18 protein-coding genes are annotated in these 14,327 nt (G+C 59.8%); 10 read left to right on the top strand and 8 right to left on the bottom strand.

The window, feature by feature from the left end:
* Positions 1–75: 75 nt before the first annotated feature.
* The gene (locus tag FH061_RS17560) at positions 76–585 is read left to right on the top strand and encodes a CinA family protein (protein ID WP_151637137.1); all 510 of its coding nucleotides are present in this window, start codon (positions 76–78) and stop codon (positions 583–585) included.
* Between the two features lie 55 nt (positions 586–640).
* On the opposite strand, the gene FH061_RS17565 is transcribed toward FH061_RS17560, so the two are convergent.
* Positions 641–1,858 (bottom strand): GNAT family N-acetyltransferase, encoded by a 1,218-nt coding sequence (locus FH061_RS17565; RefSeq protein WP_151637138.1) that lies wholly within the window; start codon positions 1,856–1,858, stop codon positions 641–643.
* Positions 1,859–2,146: 288 nt separating this feature from the next.
* Between FH061_RS17565 and FH061_RS17570 the strand changes: the two genes are divergently transcribed.
* Positions 2,147–2,422 (top strand): hypothetical protein, encoded by a 276-nt coding sequence (locus FH061_RS17570; protein ID WP_151637139.1) that lies wholly within the window; start codon positions 2,147–2,149, stop codon positions 2,420–2,422.
* Positions 2,423–2,963: 541 nt separating this feature from the next.
* On the opposite strand, the gene fdxA is transcribed toward FH061_RS17570, so the two are convergent.
* Complete coding sequence (gene fdxA / locus FH061_RS17575; protein ID WP_151637221.1) at positions 2,964–3,287, bottom strand: ferredoxin FdxA; 324 nt, start codon at positions 3,285–3,287, stop codon at positions 2,964–2,966.
* Between the two features lie 484 nt (positions 3,288–3,771).
* Here fdxA and FH061_RS17580 point away from each other — a divergent pair, with 484 nt between their 5' ends.
* The 3 genes from FH061_RS17580 to FH061_RS17590 are packed head-to-tail and all read left to right on the top strand — an operon-like array spanning position 3,772 to position 6,425.
* Entirely contained in the window at positions 3,772–5,145 is a 1,374-nt protein-coding gene (locus FH061_RS17580; protein ID WP_151637222.1) for a sodium:proton antiporter, read from the top strand.
* 6 nt (positions 5,146–5,151) lie between these two features.
* Positions 5,152–6,138, top strand: coding sequence for a 2-hydroxyacid dehydrogenase (locus tag FH061_RS17585; RefSeq protein ID WP_151637140.1), 987 nt, complete (start codon positions 5,152–5,154; stop codon positions 6,136–6,138).
* A 5-nt stretch (positions 6,139–6,143) separates the two neighbouring features.
* On the top strand, positions 6,144–6,425 hold the full coding sequence (locus FH061_RS17590; RefSeq protein ID WP_151637141.1) for a polyhydroxyalkanoic acid system family protein: 282 nt from the start codon (positions 6,144–6,146) through the stop codon (positions 6,423–6,425).
* 12 nt (positions 6,426–6,437) lie between these two features.
* Here the strand turns inward: FH061_RS17590 and FH061_RS17595 are convergent, their stop codons facing one another.
* From FH061_RS17595 to FH061_RS17610, 4 genes are all read right to left on the bottom strand, one after another.
* On the bottom strand, positions 6,438–6,692 hold the full coding sequence (locus FH061_RS17595) for an acyl-CoA-binding protein (protein WP_151637142.1): 255 nt from the start codon (positions 6,690–6,692) through the stop codon (positions 6,438–6,440).
* Between the two features lie 173 nt (positions 6,693–6,865).
* Positions 6,866–7,087, bottom strand: coding sequence for a hypothetical protein (locus FH061_RS30540; protein ID WP_192805119.1), 222 nt, complete (start codon positions 7,085–7,087; stop codon positions 6,866–6,868).
* 195 nt (positions 7,088–7,282) lie between these two features.
* Positions 7,283–7,639 (bottom strand): FKBP-type peptidyl-prolyl cis-trans isomerase, encoded by a 357-nt coding sequence (locus FH061_RS17605; RefSeq protein ID WP_151637143.1) that lies wholly within the window; start codon positions 7,637–7,639, stop codon positions 7,283–7,285.
* 77 nt (positions 7,640–7,716) lie between these two features.
* Positions 7,717–8,025, bottom strand: coding sequence for a hypothetical protein (locus FH061_RS17610; RefSeq protein ID WP_151637144.1), 309 nt, complete (start codon positions 8,023–8,025; stop codon positions 7,717–7,719).
* 325 nt (positions 8,026–8,350) lie between these two features.
* On the opposite strand from FH061_RS17610, the gene FH061_RS17615 reads away from it, so the two are divergent.
* The 5 genes from FH061_RS17615 to FH061_RS17635 all read left to right on the top strand — a co-directional run bounded on the left by FH061_RS17615 (position 8,351) and on the right by FH061_RS17635 (position 12,871).
* Positions 8,351–9,319, top strand: coding sequence for a YVTN family beta-propeller repeat protein (locus tag FH061_RS17615; protein ID WP_151637145.1), 969 nt, complete (start codon positions 8,351–8,353; stop codon positions 9,317–9,319).
* Positions 9,319–10,098 carry a polysaccharide deacetylase family protein gene (locus tag FH061_RS17620; protein ID WP_151637146.1) on the top strand — a complete coding sequence of 260 codons (780 nt, stop codon included), beginning with the start codon at positions 9,319–9,321 and terminating at the stop codon, positions 10,096–10,098. The genes FH061_RS17615 and FH061_RS17620 overlap by 1 nt, the downstream gene beginning before the upstream one ends.
* 59 nt (positions 10,099–10,157) lie before the next feature.
* Positions 10,158–11,144 (top strand): sterol desaturase family protein, encoded by a 987-nt coding sequence (locus tag FH061_RS17625; protein WP_151637147.1) that lies wholly within the window; start codon positions 10,158–10,160, stop codon positions 11,142–11,144.
* Complete coding sequence (locus FH061_RS17630) at positions 11,144–11,989, top strand: EI24 domain-containing protein (protein WP_151637148.1); 846 nt, start codon at positions 11,144–11,146, stop codon at positions 11,987–11,989. Before FH061_RS17625 ends, FH061_RS17630 begins: the two co-directional genes overlap by 1 nt.
* A 78-nt stretch (positions 11,990–12,067) precedes the next feature.
* A complete protein-coding gene (locus FH061_RS17635) occupies positions 12,068–12,871 on the top strand; it encodes a competence/damage-inducible protein A (protein WP_151637149.1) in 804 nt (267 codons plus the stop codon).
* Between the two features lie 87 nt (positions 12,872–12,958).
* On the opposite strand, the gene ureG is transcribed toward FH061_RS17635, so the two are convergent.
* Together ureG and FH061_RS17645 are read right to left on the bottom strand one after the other, a co-directional pair.
* Positions 12,959–13,609, bottom strand: coding sequence for an urease accessory protein UreG (gene ureG / locus FH061_RS17640; protein ID WP_151637150.1), 651 nt, complete (start codon positions 13,607–13,609; stop codon positions 12,959–12,961).
* 36 nt (positions 13,610–13,645) lie between these two features.
* A complete protein-coding gene (locus FH061_RS17645) occupies positions 13,646–14,326 on the bottom strand; it encodes an urease accessory protein UreF (protein ID WP_151637151.1) in 681 nt (226 codons plus the stop codon).
* Position 14,327 lies beyond the last annotated feature (1 nt).

Raw genomic sequence — 14,327 nt, forward strand, 5'->3', positions numbered from 1 at the left:
AGACAGTCCGGACACGCCAGCATCCTGGCGGCGTGTCCGGACTCCATCCCCGTTTTCCCTTTGGCGAATCAAACAATGAATGAACACCTGCAAAGCGTTGCCCGCTATCTCGAAGAAAACCGTCTCAAGCTGGTGACCGCGGAATCCTGCACCGCCGGCATGATCGCTTCCACTCTCGCCGATATTCCGGGCTGCGGAAGCTGGCTCGAATGCGCGTTCGTCACCTATTCGCCTCAGGCGAAAATTAGTTGCCTCGGTGTCAAGGCGGAAACCATCGAAACCTATAATCTCACTAGTGAAAACGTTGCACGCGAGATGGCAGAAGGCGCGCTGCGCATCAGCCGTGCCAATGTGGCGCTTGCGGATACGGGTGTCGCCGGGCCGGATAATGGCGACGGCGATATTCCAGCCGGCACCATCTGCTTCGCGTGGTCATTCCAGATAGACAACAAGGTCACGACGTTCACAGAGACCCGGCATTTCATGGGAGACCGCAACGGCGTGCGCCAGGCGGGAACAGAATATGCGTTGAGCCGTATCTGGCATTACCACAATGAAATGATGACGGGAAAGAATGCCGCATAAGCCTTGATGTGCCGCATCGGCCAGCAGCCCGGCTCATGTGTTCCGTCTTTTGCGCCTATGCTGGGTTTGATGCATTCCCGCCGCGGTTCTTGCGCGCGCGCCATGCGGCAAGCAGCTTGCCCGCCGTACTCCAGAAGGGGCCGTCGCCCTGTTCCGCGCGGTCCAGCAGCCAGCGGCTCGTCTCCAGGCGATAGCCGTCAAGCGCGGTGCGAAGGAATGTGCGGCCATGTGCGGCCATGCTGGCGGCGGAGCGATAGACGAGCACATGCTCATACGGCTGGAAGGCGCCCAGCAGTGCGGTCTTGTACGCATAGCGGCCATGGCCGAAATGAAAGCGCGTACAGCCGTGCCCGATCGCCGAGCAAACCATGAGATAGCAGCACAGCATCCCCAGGCGGTAATCATCATAGTCGGCGTCATGCGCATTGACCTTGGAGATGAAGCTGGCGCCGATATGAAACACGATGGCGCCGCCGACTATGCGGCCGTCGATGGTGGCAAGCCCGAGCTTGCCGCAGGCGCGCGCCAGACGGATTATTTTCTGCGTTTCCTCTTCATCAATGAAGGATGACTTGTTCTTTTGCCGCATGCGGGCGCGGTTCAATTCGATGATGGCCCGTACATGGACTTCGTCGATGTTTTCCTTGTCAATCACCTGATAGCGAAAGCCGGGAAAATCGCGCTGCAGCCGGTTACGGTGGCGCTTGATGTTTTTCCTGGTGGCGCCGCCAAGCGCGGCGAGATACCCCGCTTCATCCGCCGGCAACGGAGCAATGAAGTCTTCCGCGCACAGAAAACGCTGTCTTGGAAAGGACCGCAGTTCGCCCGCTATCTGCACCGCATGAAACCGGATCATTGCCACTCCGGAATAACGGGCGAACATGTGCGAGCAGAAGCGCTGCACTTCCACTTCCGGCAGGCGCATGCCCTCGTTGACCACATGAATCGTGGCAGCCTCGACGCGGTAAAGCAGGATCGCCGTGATGTCTCCGCTTTTTCCATTTGCGCGGGACACATAGGTATGCACGCCGTCCAGACTGTCGCAGACGCGGAAATACGCCAGGCTTGAATACAGCGCGCCGTAGAGACGCTCAAGGTGCCAGGCAGCAAAGTCCGGGATATCCTCGCTGAACACCTGCACGCTCTCGCCGCTGCACTCATCCGCAGCTGGCGATGGAAAAGTGTCATGCATGCGGTCCCGCGCTGTTGCGGCTTCGTCAAGAGCAAGACCGGCAACCAGCGCCGCGCTGCTATTATCGTGCGGGACTTCCATATCGCCTCGCGCAAAGAGTCACTTCTGCCAACATAGGTCGGACGGCAGGGCCCTGTTTGGAGATGGATCAAGGCTGAAGGTGCCACCCCGGGTTTGCCGGTGCGCTGTTGTTCGAGAGGCAGCATGCGGCATGACAGCCTGCAAACTGTGTTGTATGCCTTCGACGTTCGAACAAACGGTTACATTGAAGTCTTGAAGATGATGCCCCGGCGCAGGTAAAGTTAAATCGATCGTGAGGGAAACTTCCTTCCTCAATAACATTGATTCAGTTTTAAGGTGGGATATCAAATGCAACCAAAATTAGCCAATCGTGACGAGTCCGCATGGGAAAAAGGCGACTACGCCTATGACCTGGGTGACACATTTGAAATGGGCATCGTCAAAGCGGCACAGGAAGGCATCCGGCCTGGATCGAATGGCTATGCCGCATTCATCACCGCATTCTCGCGCCGTGTGCGCAGCAAGCAGGTCTGTCCCCGCAAGGCGGCTGCCAAGCCAGCCGACGCCTCGCAGTCCGGGTCTGCGGTCGTGCTGACGCCGGACTTCATGCGCGCGGCCTCGTAAAGATAGCTGCTGAGGGCTGGCGTGGCGGGATGCTATCGGGCCATCGGGCCGTCGTGTTTGCGGCCTTGTCCATGCGTCCATGCCGTTTCGAGCGTTTCACACGACTGGTCGCCGGCTGACGGAAGCAGAGGGCGAACCGCCGGTCGACGCTGATCGCAAGGGTGACGCCTGGTGGAATACCGAAGCCTGAATGCCGAGACGTTCATGCGGCAATTCCGGTGAGGTCATCCTGTATTCCAGGACTACAGATTTACGGATCTACAGAAGGCTATCCGGGGAGGATAAGAGAGGCGGGCACCGGCGCCGGTATCGCAGTCGGTGAAGGTGCCGGCTTGCTTGGCTCGAATTTCTTAGATACCGACCAACTTCAATTGCCTGTGATGGTTGACCGGGTCAATCTCAAGGACTTGTTTGGCGCCTGGCGCTGACCACCTGCCGAAGCGGCCTATCCGGCTTGCTGCATGTTGCGCTTGCTGTTCCACTTCTTCCGCGTGCCTGCGCTTGGGCGACAGGAACGCGGCATGACAATCTCTTGCTGCCCTTACTTGACGAGTTCGTGCAGCTTTTCCTTCACATCCTTCCATTCCTCCGCCTCCGGCAGCGGATCCTTGGTCTTGGTGATGGAAGGCCATTGGCGGGCGAGTTCGACATTGAGCTTGATGAATTGCTGCTGATCGGCCGGCACATCTTCTTCGGCATAAATCGCATTGACCGGGCATTCCGCAACGCATACGGCGCAATCGATGCACTCGTCGGGGTCGATGGCGAGAAAATTCGGGCCTTCGCGGAAGCAATCTACCGGGCATACATCTACGCAGTCGGTGTAACGGCAGCGGATGCAGGATTCGGTGACAACGTGGGTCATAACAGTCCTATCTGTAAATTTTTCTGAAACTGATCTGCTTTGAAGCTGACAAGCAACCCGCCGCAAAGCCTTGTATTTTAAGACATTCGACTGTTTCCCACAAACCGGGCTTAGATAAAATTTGAATAAGCAAATGCGGCGGGTTTCGCGGAGGATGTCCGGCGACACTTCGCGCGCCGCAGGAACGCTCATGATGTTGGCTGAAAGACAATCCGAGCCGGCGAGCCTGCAATCCTCAAATCCGCTCTATAGATCCGGCCCTCTCCAGAAGGTAGAGGGTGAGATCACCGCCCCGGAAAGTGCACCATTTTTCGGGCCGCATCAATAGAAGGATGCGCCGGGGCGAAGTCATGCGCGGATCAGTATGACTACGTAGGCCGCACGCGGCATCGCGAGGAAAGTTCCGCGCTAAAATTGCCTCCAATTAAAATCATGAACAAGGGAGACAGCAGTGCAGTCAAGATTTCTCGTGGCCTTGGCCGGCATGGCGCCACTATGGTGCCAGGCGGCCGAACTCGATGGCAGCGGCCTGTCGGCATGGTGGGGCGTGCCTTTTGCCGGATTGCTGCTATCGATAGCGCTTTGCCCTCTGCTCACTCCCGGCTTCTGGCATCATCATTTCGGTAAGGTCGCCCTGGGCTGGTCGCTTGCCTTCCTGCTTCCCTGCGCCGCCGTGTTCGGTTTCGGCACGGCTGCTGCGGGGGCGCTGCATGCGTTCGCCGGGGAATACATCCCTTTCATCATTCTCATCACTTCGCTGTTCGTGGTTGCGGGCGGCATTTGCGTGCGAGGCAATCTGCACGGCACGCCGGCGCTCAATACCGGGCTGCTGGCAATCGGGACGGTGCTGGCCAGTTTCATGGGCACGACCGGCGCGTCGATGCTGATGATCCGGCCGTTGATCCGGGCCAACGATAACCGCAAGCACGCGGCCCACATCGTAGTGTTTTTCATTTTTCTGGTGGCCAATGCCGGCGGTTCCCTGACGCCACTCGGCGATCCCCCGCTGTTCCTCGGATTCCTGAAGGGAGTGGACTTCTTCTGGACCTTCAAGCATATCTTTCCTGAAACCTTGTTCCTTTGCACGGCCTTGCTGGCCATTTTCTTTCTGCTCGACCTTTACTACTATCGGAACAAGGAAGAGGTATTGCCCGTGCAGAGCGATCCCACTCCCGATTCGCCGATCGCCTTCGAAGGCAAGGCCAATTTCATTCTGCTGGCAGCCATCGTCGGCCTGGTGCTGATGAGCGGCCTGTGGAAGCCGGGCGTGAGCTTCGCAATCTTCGGCGTCGAAGTCGAATTGCAGAACCTGGTGCGCGATGTGCTGCTGCTGGCCGTTATTGTCGTGTCCCTGCGCATTACGCCGAAGTCGGCGCGCGAAGGCAACGAGTTCGGATGGGGGCCGATCCAGGAAGTGGCAAAGCTGTTTGCCGGCATCTTCATTACCATCATTCCGGTCATTGCCATGCTGCGTGCCGGCGAGGCCGGCGCATTTTCCACTGTGGTCAGGGCAGTGACGGACAACAATGGCCAGCCTATCGACGCCATGTATTTCTGGGCTTCCGGCATCCTGTCGTCCTTCCTCGATAATGCGCCGACCTATCTGGTATTCTTCAATACGGCCGGCGGCGATCCGCAGGTCCTGATGACGACGCTGGCCAGTACCCTGGCGGCCATTTCCTGTGGTGCGGTATTCATGGGGGCCAACAGTTACATCGGCAATGCGCCCAACCTGATGGTCAAGGCGATTGCCGAGGAGCGCGGCATCCGGATGCCGTCCTTCTTTGGCTACATGGCATGGTCATGCGCCGTGCTGATTCCGCTGTTTGTTCTGATGACTTTCATTTTTTTCCGGTGACAATCGATGACTAAACCCAGGATTCTCGTAACGCGCGCCGTTTTTCCCGATGTGGTTGAAAGGCTGAAGCAGTATTTCGACGTCGAAGCCAATCCGGAAGACGCCATCTATACCAAGGCCGAGCTCATCGCGAAACTGCAGGACAAGGACGGCGTCTACACCACCCCGAGCACGGGCATGAGCGAGGATGTGATCCAGGCATGCCCCCGCCTCAAGGCAATCTGCAACATGGCTGTCGGTTTCAACAATATCGATGTGGCTGCCGCCACCCGGGCCGGCATCATGGTGACCAACACGCCCGATGTTCTCAATGAAACCACGGCGGATTTCGCCTGGGCGCTTCTCCTGTCGACTGCCAGGCGGGTCACGGAATCCGAGCATTACCTGCGCGCGGGGCAGTGGCAGAAGTGGCGCTACGATACCCTGCTGGGCATGGACATCCATGGCGCCACGCTGGGCATACTCGGCATGGGCCGCATCGGCCAGGCCATCGCCCGGCGCTCCATGGGTTTCGACATGCGCGTGATTTATCATAACCGCTCGCGTCTGGACGAGCAGCGCGAGGCGCGCGCCAACAACGCGCGGTATGTCGGCAAGGAGGAATTGCTGCGCACCGCCGACCATCTCATTCTGGCCTTGCCTTACTCGCCGGAGGTTCACCATACGATAGGCGCCGCCGAACTGGCGATGATGAAGCCGAGCGCGACGCTGATCAATATCGCACGCGGCGGCATTGTCGACGATGCCGCTCTGATCGTCGCATTGAAGGCCAACCGGCTGGCCGCGGCGGGACTCGATGTATTCGAAAACGAGCCAGCCTTCGATCCTGGCTTCCTCGATCTGTCCAATGTAGTGCTGACGCCGCATATTGCCAGCGCTTCCGAGCCGACACGCCGCGCAATGGCCGACTGCGCGGCAGCCAACCTGATTGCGGCATTGACGGGCGCGACGCCTCCCAATATCCTTAACCCCGAGGTCACATCGAAGGTTTAGAACGCATGGCGGATATCAGTATCAGGCAGCAACATTCCCTCAGTCATCAAGGGGCGAAGGCGGCTGCGCAGGAAGTTGCGGAACAAATGGCAAGGGATTTTGACATGGCGCTGCAGTGGAATGGCAATGTATTGCTGTTCGAGCGGGCCGGCGTGTCGGGTGCGTTGACGCTTCTGGAAAGGGAGGCGCTCCTGGAAATCAAGCTGGGTTTCCTGATGAAGGCGTTCGCCGCAAAGATAGAGGAAAAAGTGGCGGCAAAGATGGCAAGAGTCTTTGCCGCGGCATAAATCTCGTGGCGATCAGCCTTTCAATTCCGTAATCAGATCCACGTACTGCTGCATCGCATCGTCTCTGGACATGCCCTTCAGTGCATCCCATGCGTCGTACTTCGCGCGGCCGATCATGTCGGTGAAGCCGGGGCGGTTGCCGTCGGCATCGCCGGTACTTGCCTGCTTGTACAGTCCATACAGCTTTAGAAGAGTCATGTTATCGGGGCGTTCCGGGAGGTTCTTGGAATCGGCGACCGCTTGTTCGAACTGGTTTTGAAGGCTCATGCTTTCCTGTCTTTATCTTTAGTGGGGATATTCCGGTTGACCAGACCAATACCGTCCGGCTCTCCATGCGGCCGGAACCGGTGATGCAAAAAATATCACGGAAAAAACGCACGCCAAAGGAAAACGCTAGAGGAAAGATTCAGGATTGCGGCAAGGCGCCGCCATCGTTGTCTTTATTCTTCATCATTGCCGACAACGGCACTGCCGACCGCAACGGCGCCCTTGGCCACGGTCGTGGCCGCGCCTACCGCGGCCGAGCCCGCCGCCACGCCTACGCTGACTGCCGTGCCCGCGACGGATACTGCAGTCGTGGCGACGCTGATCACGGTGCAGCCGTTGAGCAGCAGGGCGGCGCCGGTACACAAGGCGCAAAGAATGGTTTGTTTGAATGACATGGCCGAATCCAGTAAGGACCGCGAACGCGGTCAGGGTTGTTGAAATCGCTGCAGCTTCAGTACTGTCCGGAAGACCGGGCCTGCAGGGCTACGTCATGCAGGCCGGAAAATCAGCCGCAAAGACGTGTGCGCCGGAAAACCGGGCAGCGTTTCAATTACTGGCTTCGGAGTAATGATGCTCTTGGGAAAGAGCGATCAGACGCCCAAAAGTTCCACTTCGAAAATCAGGGTGGCGTTCGGAGGAATGACGCCGCCGGCGCCGCGCGCGCCATAGCCAAGAGATGCCGGAATGATCAGCTTGCGAACGCCGCCGACCTTCATGCCCTGCACGCCTTCATCCCAGCCCTTGATGACATGGCCGGCGCCGAGCGGAAATTCGAACGGGTCGTTGCGGTCCTTGCTGGAGTCGAATTTGCGGCCTGCGCTGCCGTCGGCATTCTGCAGCCAGCCGGTGTAATGCACGGTGACGTGCTGGCCTGCCTTGGCCTCATCGCCGGAGCCGACGGTAACATCTTCATATTGCAAGCCGGAAGCGGTCATGGTGGTGGACATGTTTTTCCTTTGTCGTTTGTTCAAGAGTGCTGGGATTGTAGCAGTTGTCGGCGCGGAGCTCCGGCTGCCAGCCACGCTCAAAGCAGGGTGATCGCCTGGGCCCGGACGATGACGGATTCCTGTTGAAACCGCTGCTCCAGCTGGCGACGGTATGAGCCCCACCACGGCTCGTCCAGCGTCTCGGCCATGACTTCGTAAATGACGATGTCGTCACGCATGGTCGTGGACGCATCCTCCTTCCACAGGCCCTTTGCAGGAACCCGGGTATAGGCGGTTAATCCGTTGAAACGGCGGATCAGTTCTTCCCTGGTCTTTTCAAACGCGTCTCCCGGTTGCGGCGAGCCGGCATTGTCATACAGCGGTAAGAGAATCTGGATAAGGTGCATGGCGGTTCGTCTATTCGTCCATTTGCGCGTTTGGTGCCAAAGGTGAAAGTACGACGGCGGCGCGGCTGGAAACGTTCCGGTTTCAACTCCCGGCTGTCAACGCCGGGACCCGAACAGCCGTTACAGCGCTGCCCCGTTGCAAACTGCGGCGGCAAATAGTCAGCGTTTCATCATGCTGGTCGTTGCCGCCATCGCTGCCGTAGGAATTTTGACATGCAGGCTATGCAAGCGCTTCATGCAGGCGCAACAGGACAACGATTTTCCTTATTCAACGCGGTTGCTGCAGAGTAAAATAAAAGCCGCACTCATTCACCTTGTGGTTCCCATGCTCCGACCTATCGCCCTTGTATTATCTGCATTGCCCACCCTGTTGCTGACCGCTGCCGCGCATGCGAATGTCGTCGTGGTGCTGAACTCGCGCGATGCGAGCATCACGCTGCTCGACCAGACGACCTTCAAGGAGGTGGGAAACATCAATGTCGGCAAGGAGCCGCATCACCTGATGGCGACCCCGGACAACAAGTCCCTCATCGTCGGCAGCGCCGTCGGCAATGAACTGGTCTTCCTCGATCCGAAGACCGGGCAGATCCAGAGCCGCATGAAGGACATCATCGATCCTTACCAGATCGGTTTTTCGCCGGATCAGAAATGGTTCGTGTCCAACGCGCTGCGCCTCGATCATGTCGACATCTACACCTACAACGGCAAGGACTTGAAGCTGTCCAAGCGCCTGCCGCTAGGCAAGCTGCCCAGCCATATGGCTTTCAGCGCCGACAGCAAGACCGTATTCATCACCCAGCAGGGCAGCAATGAGGTCAGCGCCATCGATCTCGCCACCCAGACCGTCAAATGGACCATCCCCGTGGGCAAGCTGCCGGCCGGTATCGTCATGACACCGGACGACAAGCATCTCCTGGTCGGCATCATGGGCGGCGATTATGTCGAGGTCATCGACTGGCGCGCGCAGAAGACGGTGAAGAAGATCAAGGCGGGCGAGGGCGCGCACAACTTCCGCGCCATGGGCGACAAGCGCCACATATTCGTCTCTAACCGGGTGTCGAACACCATCAACATCATCGACCAGCAGACACTGGAAAACGTCGGCACCATCGATGTGCCGGGCGGCCCCGACTGCATGGAGCTGGCCGATGATGGCAAGACCCTGTGGGCCACGCTGCGCTGGGTGAAGAAGGTTGCGGTGATCGACGTCCCGTCTCGGAAAGTGGTGCGCACCATTCCGGTCGGCCGTTCTCCGCACGGCGTCTATTTCGCCAACCACGCTCCCCGGATGTAATGAAAGCATCGCTGGCCGCTGCCTGCCTTTGCGCCGCCGTCATGCCGGCGGGGCCGGCGGCTGCCCAGCATCAAGCCTGCAAGGGCACGATTTACCTTACCTTCGACACCGGCAGCCAGTCGCAGGCGCAATACATCGCCGACACGCTGTCGCGCCACAAGGTCCGCGCTACCTTCTTTCTTGCCAACGAAAAGACGGTCAACGGCGATTATTCGCTCGACCCGTCCTGGGCCGGCTACTGGAAGGCACGGGTGGCAGAAGGCCATGCGTTCGGCACCCATACCTTCGACCATGTCTATGTCCTGCGCGACCTGCCCGGCGGCAGCCTCGAAATGAAACCGCAGTTCGGCCCCGATGCGGGCAGAACGCAGGTCTGGACCGCCGGACAATACTGCGAAGAACTCAAACGCGTGGAAAAGCGCTTCGCCGAACTCACCGGCAGCGGACTCGATCCATTGTGGCGCGCGCCCGGCGGCCGGACAACGCCCGGTTTGCTGGCGGCGGGCAAGGCCTGCGGCTATACCCATGTCGGCTGGACCGACGGCCCCGGCTTTTCCGGTGACGAACTGCCCAGCGACAAATGGCCGAACGCCAGGCTGCTTGATCGATCGTTGAAGGGATTGAAGGACGGCGATATCTTCGTCGCCCATCTCGGCATATGGTCGCGCAAGGATCCCTGGGCACCGGCGGTGCTCGATCCGCTGATTACCGGCCTGAAGCAGAAAGGCTTCTGCTTCGCCACCTTGCGCGAGCATCCGGCATACCGCAAGGCACGTTGAACATTGAGTTACACTGTTCCGATAGCGACAAAACAATTTATCGCCACATACGCTGAATCATGATTCAAACCCTGGTTGAATGGTTCTCGGAGGTGCATGGCTGGCTTTTCCAGACGGTCGTGCATCCGCTGCTTTACTTCTTTTCGCTCGGCGATATCACCGAAGAGGCCTTTGACGGCACCGAATGGTTCCTGATCGGCTTGCTCGAACTGGCCTTGCTGTTCCTGATCCTGCGTCCGCTCGAATCCTGGATTCCGGTCAAGCAGGGAATCGATCCGGCGGCGCGGCGCATCGATTTCCTCTACACCTGCATCCACCGGCTCGGTGCATTCACCCTGGCCGTCTTCTTCGTGCTCGACCCGATATTCGATGCGATTGCCGGCCACCTGCGGCTGTACGGCGTGGTGCACTTCAATCTCGAAACCCTGTGGCCCGGGGTGACCGATATCCCGCTGGTCGCGTTCGTCATTTACCTGGTGGTGCTGGACTTCTTCGATTACTGGTATCACCGTTCCAGCCATCAGTTCGGCTGGTGGTGGGGCTTGCATAGCCTGCATCACAGCCAGGCCGACATGAACCTCTGGTCGGATAACCGCAACCACCTGCTCGACGATCTGATCCGTGATGTCTATATGGCCAGCATCGCGCTGGTGATCGGCGTCGAACCTTCGCAGTATCTGCTGCTGGTCGTGGTATCGCGCATGCAGCAGAGCCTGCAGCATGCGAACGTGCGTATCCATTTCGGTGCCATCGGCGAGCGTCTGCTGGTATCGCCGCGCTTCCACCGCACCCATCATGCGATCGGCGTCGGCCATGAATCCGGCGGCAGGGGCAAGCTTCGCGGTTGCAATTTCGCCGTGCTGTTTCCGGTCTGGGACATCCTGTTCGGCTCCGCCAACTTCAGCAAGGAATTTGCCATGACCGGCGTTCGCGACCAGTTGCCGCCGCCGCAGGGCAAGGGACGCGACTATGGCCGCGGCTTCTGGGCACAGCAATGGCTCGGGCTCAAGCGCATGCTGGAGTTCTCCCGAAAGAAGGCATCCTGATGCAACGGGTCCTGGTCACGTTCGGCAAGGCGCTGCTGTCGCAACTGCACTTCAGGATGCTGCTGCTGACAGTACTGCCCTTCATCGTTTCGGTGGCGCTATGGGGCGTGCTGCTGTGGCTGGGACTGCAGCCGATGATCGACTGGCTGCATGCCTATTTTGCCGACAATGGCGGCTTCCGCGTCGCCGGCGAGATGCTTGGCTGGTTCGGGCTCGGCGCGATCAACACGGTACTGGTGCCGCTGATTGCAATGTGGGTCTTGCTGCCGCTGATGATCCTGACCGCGCTGATGTTCGTCGGCGTGATGGCCATGCCCATCATCGTGCGCCACGTCGGCACACGCCACTATCCCGAGCTGGAACAGAGGAAGGGCGGTTCCGTGCTCGGCAGCCTGTGGATTGCGACGTACTCTTTCCTCATTTTTGCGTTCCTGTGGCTGGCAACCCTGCCGCTGTCGCTGTTTCCGCCGCTGACCTTCGTCGTGCAGCCCGCCTTGTGGGGCTGGCTGACCTATCGGGTGATGGCTTACGATGCGCTGTCCGAACACGCAAGCGCGGAAGAGATGAAAACGCTGCTGCGCCAGCACCGCTGGCCGCTGCTGGCCATCGGCGCGATCGCCGGCGCCATGGGCGCGGCGCCCACCTTGCTGTGGCTTGGCGGTGCGTTGTCCGTGATTTTCTTTCCCATGCTCGCCGCCGGCGCCATCTGGCTGTATGTGCTGGTGTTCGTGTTCACCGGCCTGTGGTTCGAGCATTACTGCCTCGATGCGCTTCGGCAATACCGGGCGGCGCCTGCATCGGCTCCCGTGCTGCCGCCGGCACCATCGATGAAGGATATCAACTGATGGATTGAAGCTTGACCGGTCATCGGCCGGATTGCGGCGACTGAGGCATAATGCCCTTTTGACCACAACCTATCTGCCATGGCCTTCGGACTGATCATCATCGGCGACGAAATCCTTTCCGGTAAGCGCGCCGACAAACATTTCCCCAAAGTGGTAGAGCTGCTCAATGCCCGCGGCCTGCAGCTGTCGTGGGCGGAGTATGCGGGAGACGACCGTGCGCGCATCACTTCCATCCTGGAGCGCGTCTTCGACAGTGACGACGTCGTATTTTCCTGCGGCGGCATCGGCGCCACGCCCGACGACCATACCCGGCAATGCGCCGCGGCGGCCCTGAAGATGCCGCTGGTGCTGCATCCGGAAGCCAGGCTGAAAATCGAGGAACGGATCGCCGATGTCGCGCGCGAAGCAGGCAGGGAGCCGGATTACAATGCGGCCGACAACGCGCACCGGTTGAAGATGGGAGAGTTTCCACAAGGCTCGGCGATCATTCCCAATCCCTACAACAAGATCCCAGGCTTTTCGGTAGAGCATGGCGTCGGCGGCGCGACTTACTTCGTGCCGGGCTTCCCGGTGATGGCCTGGCCGATGATTGAATGGGTGCTCGATACCAAATATTCGCATCTGTTCCAGAACGTGCCGCGCCTGGAAAAGGCGGTACTGGTGTTCGAGCAGGCCGAATCGACACTGACGCCGCTGATGGAAGCCATCGAGGCGCAATATCCGCTGGTCAAGGTGTTCAGCCTGCCGAGCGTCGGCGATGCCAATACGCGCAGGCACATCGAACTTGGCGTGAAGGGCGGCGCGCCGGACCAGGTGGAGGCGGCTTATGCAAAGATGCTGGCCGGCCTCGACGGCTTCCATGCGGAGTACCAGCCGGTTTAAGGACGGCAAGCTTCGCGACAAGGCTCGAAGGCGTGGCCGGCGCGCCTCCGGCCACGCCTTCGCCTGCATCACGACTTACATCGCCACTTAGGCGCCCGCCTTCGTCTTTACATTCGTCTTCACTTCGTCCAGCAGACCCTGCCTGCGGATGAAGTCCACCACTTTTTCAACGCCGTCGCCGCTGCGCAGATTGGTGAAGATGAATGGCCGCTCGCCGCGCATCTTCTTGGCATCGCTTGCCATGATGTCCAGGTTGGCGCCGACATAGGGTGCAAGGTCGGTCTTGTTGATGATCAGCAGATCGGAACGGGTGATGCCTGGTCCTCCCTTGCGTGGAATCTTTTCGCCGCCGGCAACGTCGATCACGTAGATCGTCAGGTCCGACAGCTCTGGGCTGAAGGTCGCGGCCAGGTTGTCGCCGCCGGACTCGACCAGAATCAGGTCCAGGTCCGGGAAGTCCGCGCTCATGCGGGCGATGGCTTCGAGGTTGATCGAGGCATCCTCGCGGATTGCGGTATGCGGGCAGCCGCCGGTTTCCACGCCCATCAGCCGCTCCGCCGGCAGGGCGTCAGCGCGCAGCAGGATTTCCATGTCTTCCTTGGTATAGATATCGTTGGTGATGACGGCCATGTCGTAATGGTCGCGCATTGCCTTGCACAGCATTTCGCACAGCGCCGTCTTGCCGGAACCGACCGGGCCGCCGATGCCGACGCGCAGGGGATTGGGGGAAGTTGTCATGTCTTGTCTCAATGTGATTCAAATATTCGGGTTGGCTCAGGAACGGTAGAGCCGGCTGTACTGCACTTCATGCTGCATCGACAGCAGCGACAGGCCGGGCGACCAGTTCGAGAGTTCGTGATCGGCCAGCTGCATTGCCTGCCGGGCCGCCATCTCCAGTTCCGGCTGCAGCGACAGCAGCAGCCGCTGCCCCGCCACCTGGCCGAGCGGTACGGACTTGACGCAGACCAGCACCTGGTTTTCGGCCCAGGAAAACAGCATGCCCAGCAGAGCCGCCTCATGCGGCACATCGAGCGCGACGGCGGCATAGGCGAGCGCGGTCGGCAGCGGCACTTCCGGCTGGGCCTGCAGGATGCTGCGCAATGCCTCGTCGCCGAGCTTCAGGTCGGTCGCCAGTTTTGCCAGCGAATAGCCCATCTGTATCGTCTCGGCGCGGAACTCGGCGGTATCGCGGGCGGCGATGAAGCGCTCGTTCCATTCCGCCACGCGCGTGGCATCCCGTGCCGAAAAGGCATCCAGCAGCCGCCACAGCACCGGCGCCTCGAATCGCGCGACGACATGGTGCAGCGTATCGATGATCCAGGTACGCGCCGTGGTTTCGTCATGCACCATGCCGTTTTCCAGCGCCGCTTCGAGTCCTTGCGAATAGCTGTAAGCGCCGATCGGCAGGGAAGGGCTGGCCAGCTGCAGCAGGTGCAGCAGTGCGGTCGCCTGCATT

This window comes from Noviherbaspirillum aerium, assembly GCF_008929045.1.
Taxonomy (GTDB): Bacteria; Pseudomonadota; Gammaproteobacteria; order Burkholderiales; family Burkholderiaceae_D; genus Noviherbaspirillum; species Noviherbaspirillum aerium.

Coding starts and splice junctions, on each gene's coding strand:
- FH061_RS17560 (WP_151637137.1), top strand. CDS start 76: ATGAATGAACACCTGCAAAGCGTTGCCCGCTATCTCGAAGAAAACCGT.
- FH061_RS17565 (WP_151637138.1), bottom strand. CDS start 1,858: ATGGAAGTCCCGCACGATAATAGCAGCGCGGCGCTGGTTGCCGGTCTT.
- FH061_RS17570 (WP_151637139.1), top strand. CDS start 2,147: ATGCAACCAAAATTAGCCAATCGTGACGAGTCCGCATGGGAAAAAGGC.
- fdxA (WP_151637221.1), bottom strand. CDS start 3,287: ATGACCCACGTTGTCACCGAATCCTGCATCCGCTGCCGTTACACCGAC.
- FH061_RS17580 (WP_151637222.1), top strand. CDS start 3,772: ATGGCGCCACTATGGTGCCAGGCGGCCGAACTCGATGGCAGCGGCCTG.
- FH061_RS17585 (WP_151637140.1), top strand. CDS start 5,152: ATGACTAAACCCAGGATTCTCGTAACGCGCGCCGTTTTTCCCGATGTG.
- FH061_RS17590 (WP_151637141.1), top strand. CDS start 6,144: ATGGCGGATATCAGTATCAGGCAGCAACATTCCCTCAGTCATCAAGGG.
- FH061_RS17595 (WP_151637142.1), bottom strand. CDS start 6,692: ATGAGCCTTCAAAACCAGTTCGAACAAGCGGTCGCCGATTCCAAGAAC.
- FH061_RS30540 (WP_192805119.1), bottom strand. CDS start 7,087: ATGTCATTCAAACAAACCATTCTTTGCGCCTTGTGTACCGGCGCCGCC.
- FH061_RS17605 (WP_151637143.1), bottom strand. CDS start 7,639: ATGTCCACCACCATGACCGCTTCCGGCTTGCAATATGAAGATGTTACC.
- FH061_RS17610 (WP_151637144.1), bottom strand. CDS start 8,025: ATGCACCTTATCCAGATTCTCTTACCGCTGTATGACAATGCCGGCTCG.
- FH061_RS17615 (WP_151637145.1), top strand. CDS start 8,351: ATGCTCCGACCTATCGCCCTTGTATTATCTGCATTGCCCACCCTGTTG.
- FH061_RS17620 (WP_151637146.1), top strand. CDS start 9,319: ATGAAAGCATCGCTGGCCGCTGCCTGCCTTTGCGCCGCCGTCATGCCG.
- FH061_RS17625 (WP_151637147.1), top strand. CDS start 10,158: ATGATTCAAACCCTGGTTGAATGGTTCTCGGAGGTGCATGGCTGGCTT.
- FH061_RS17630 (WP_151637148.1), top strand. CDS start 11,144: ATGCAACGGGTCCTGGTCACGTTCGGCAAGGCGCTGCTGTCGCAACTG.
- FH061_RS17635 (WP_151637149.1), top strand. CDS start 12,068: ATGGCCTTCGGACTGATCATCATCGGCGACGAAATCCTTTCCGGTAAG.
- ureG (WP_151637150.1), bottom strand. CDS start 13,609: ATGACAACTTCCCCCAATCCCCTGCGCGTCGGCATCGGCGGCCCGGTC.
- FH061_RS17645 (WP_151637151.1), bottom strand. CDS start 14,326: ATGCAGGCGACCGCACTGCTGCACCTGCTGCAGCTGGCCAGCCCTTCC.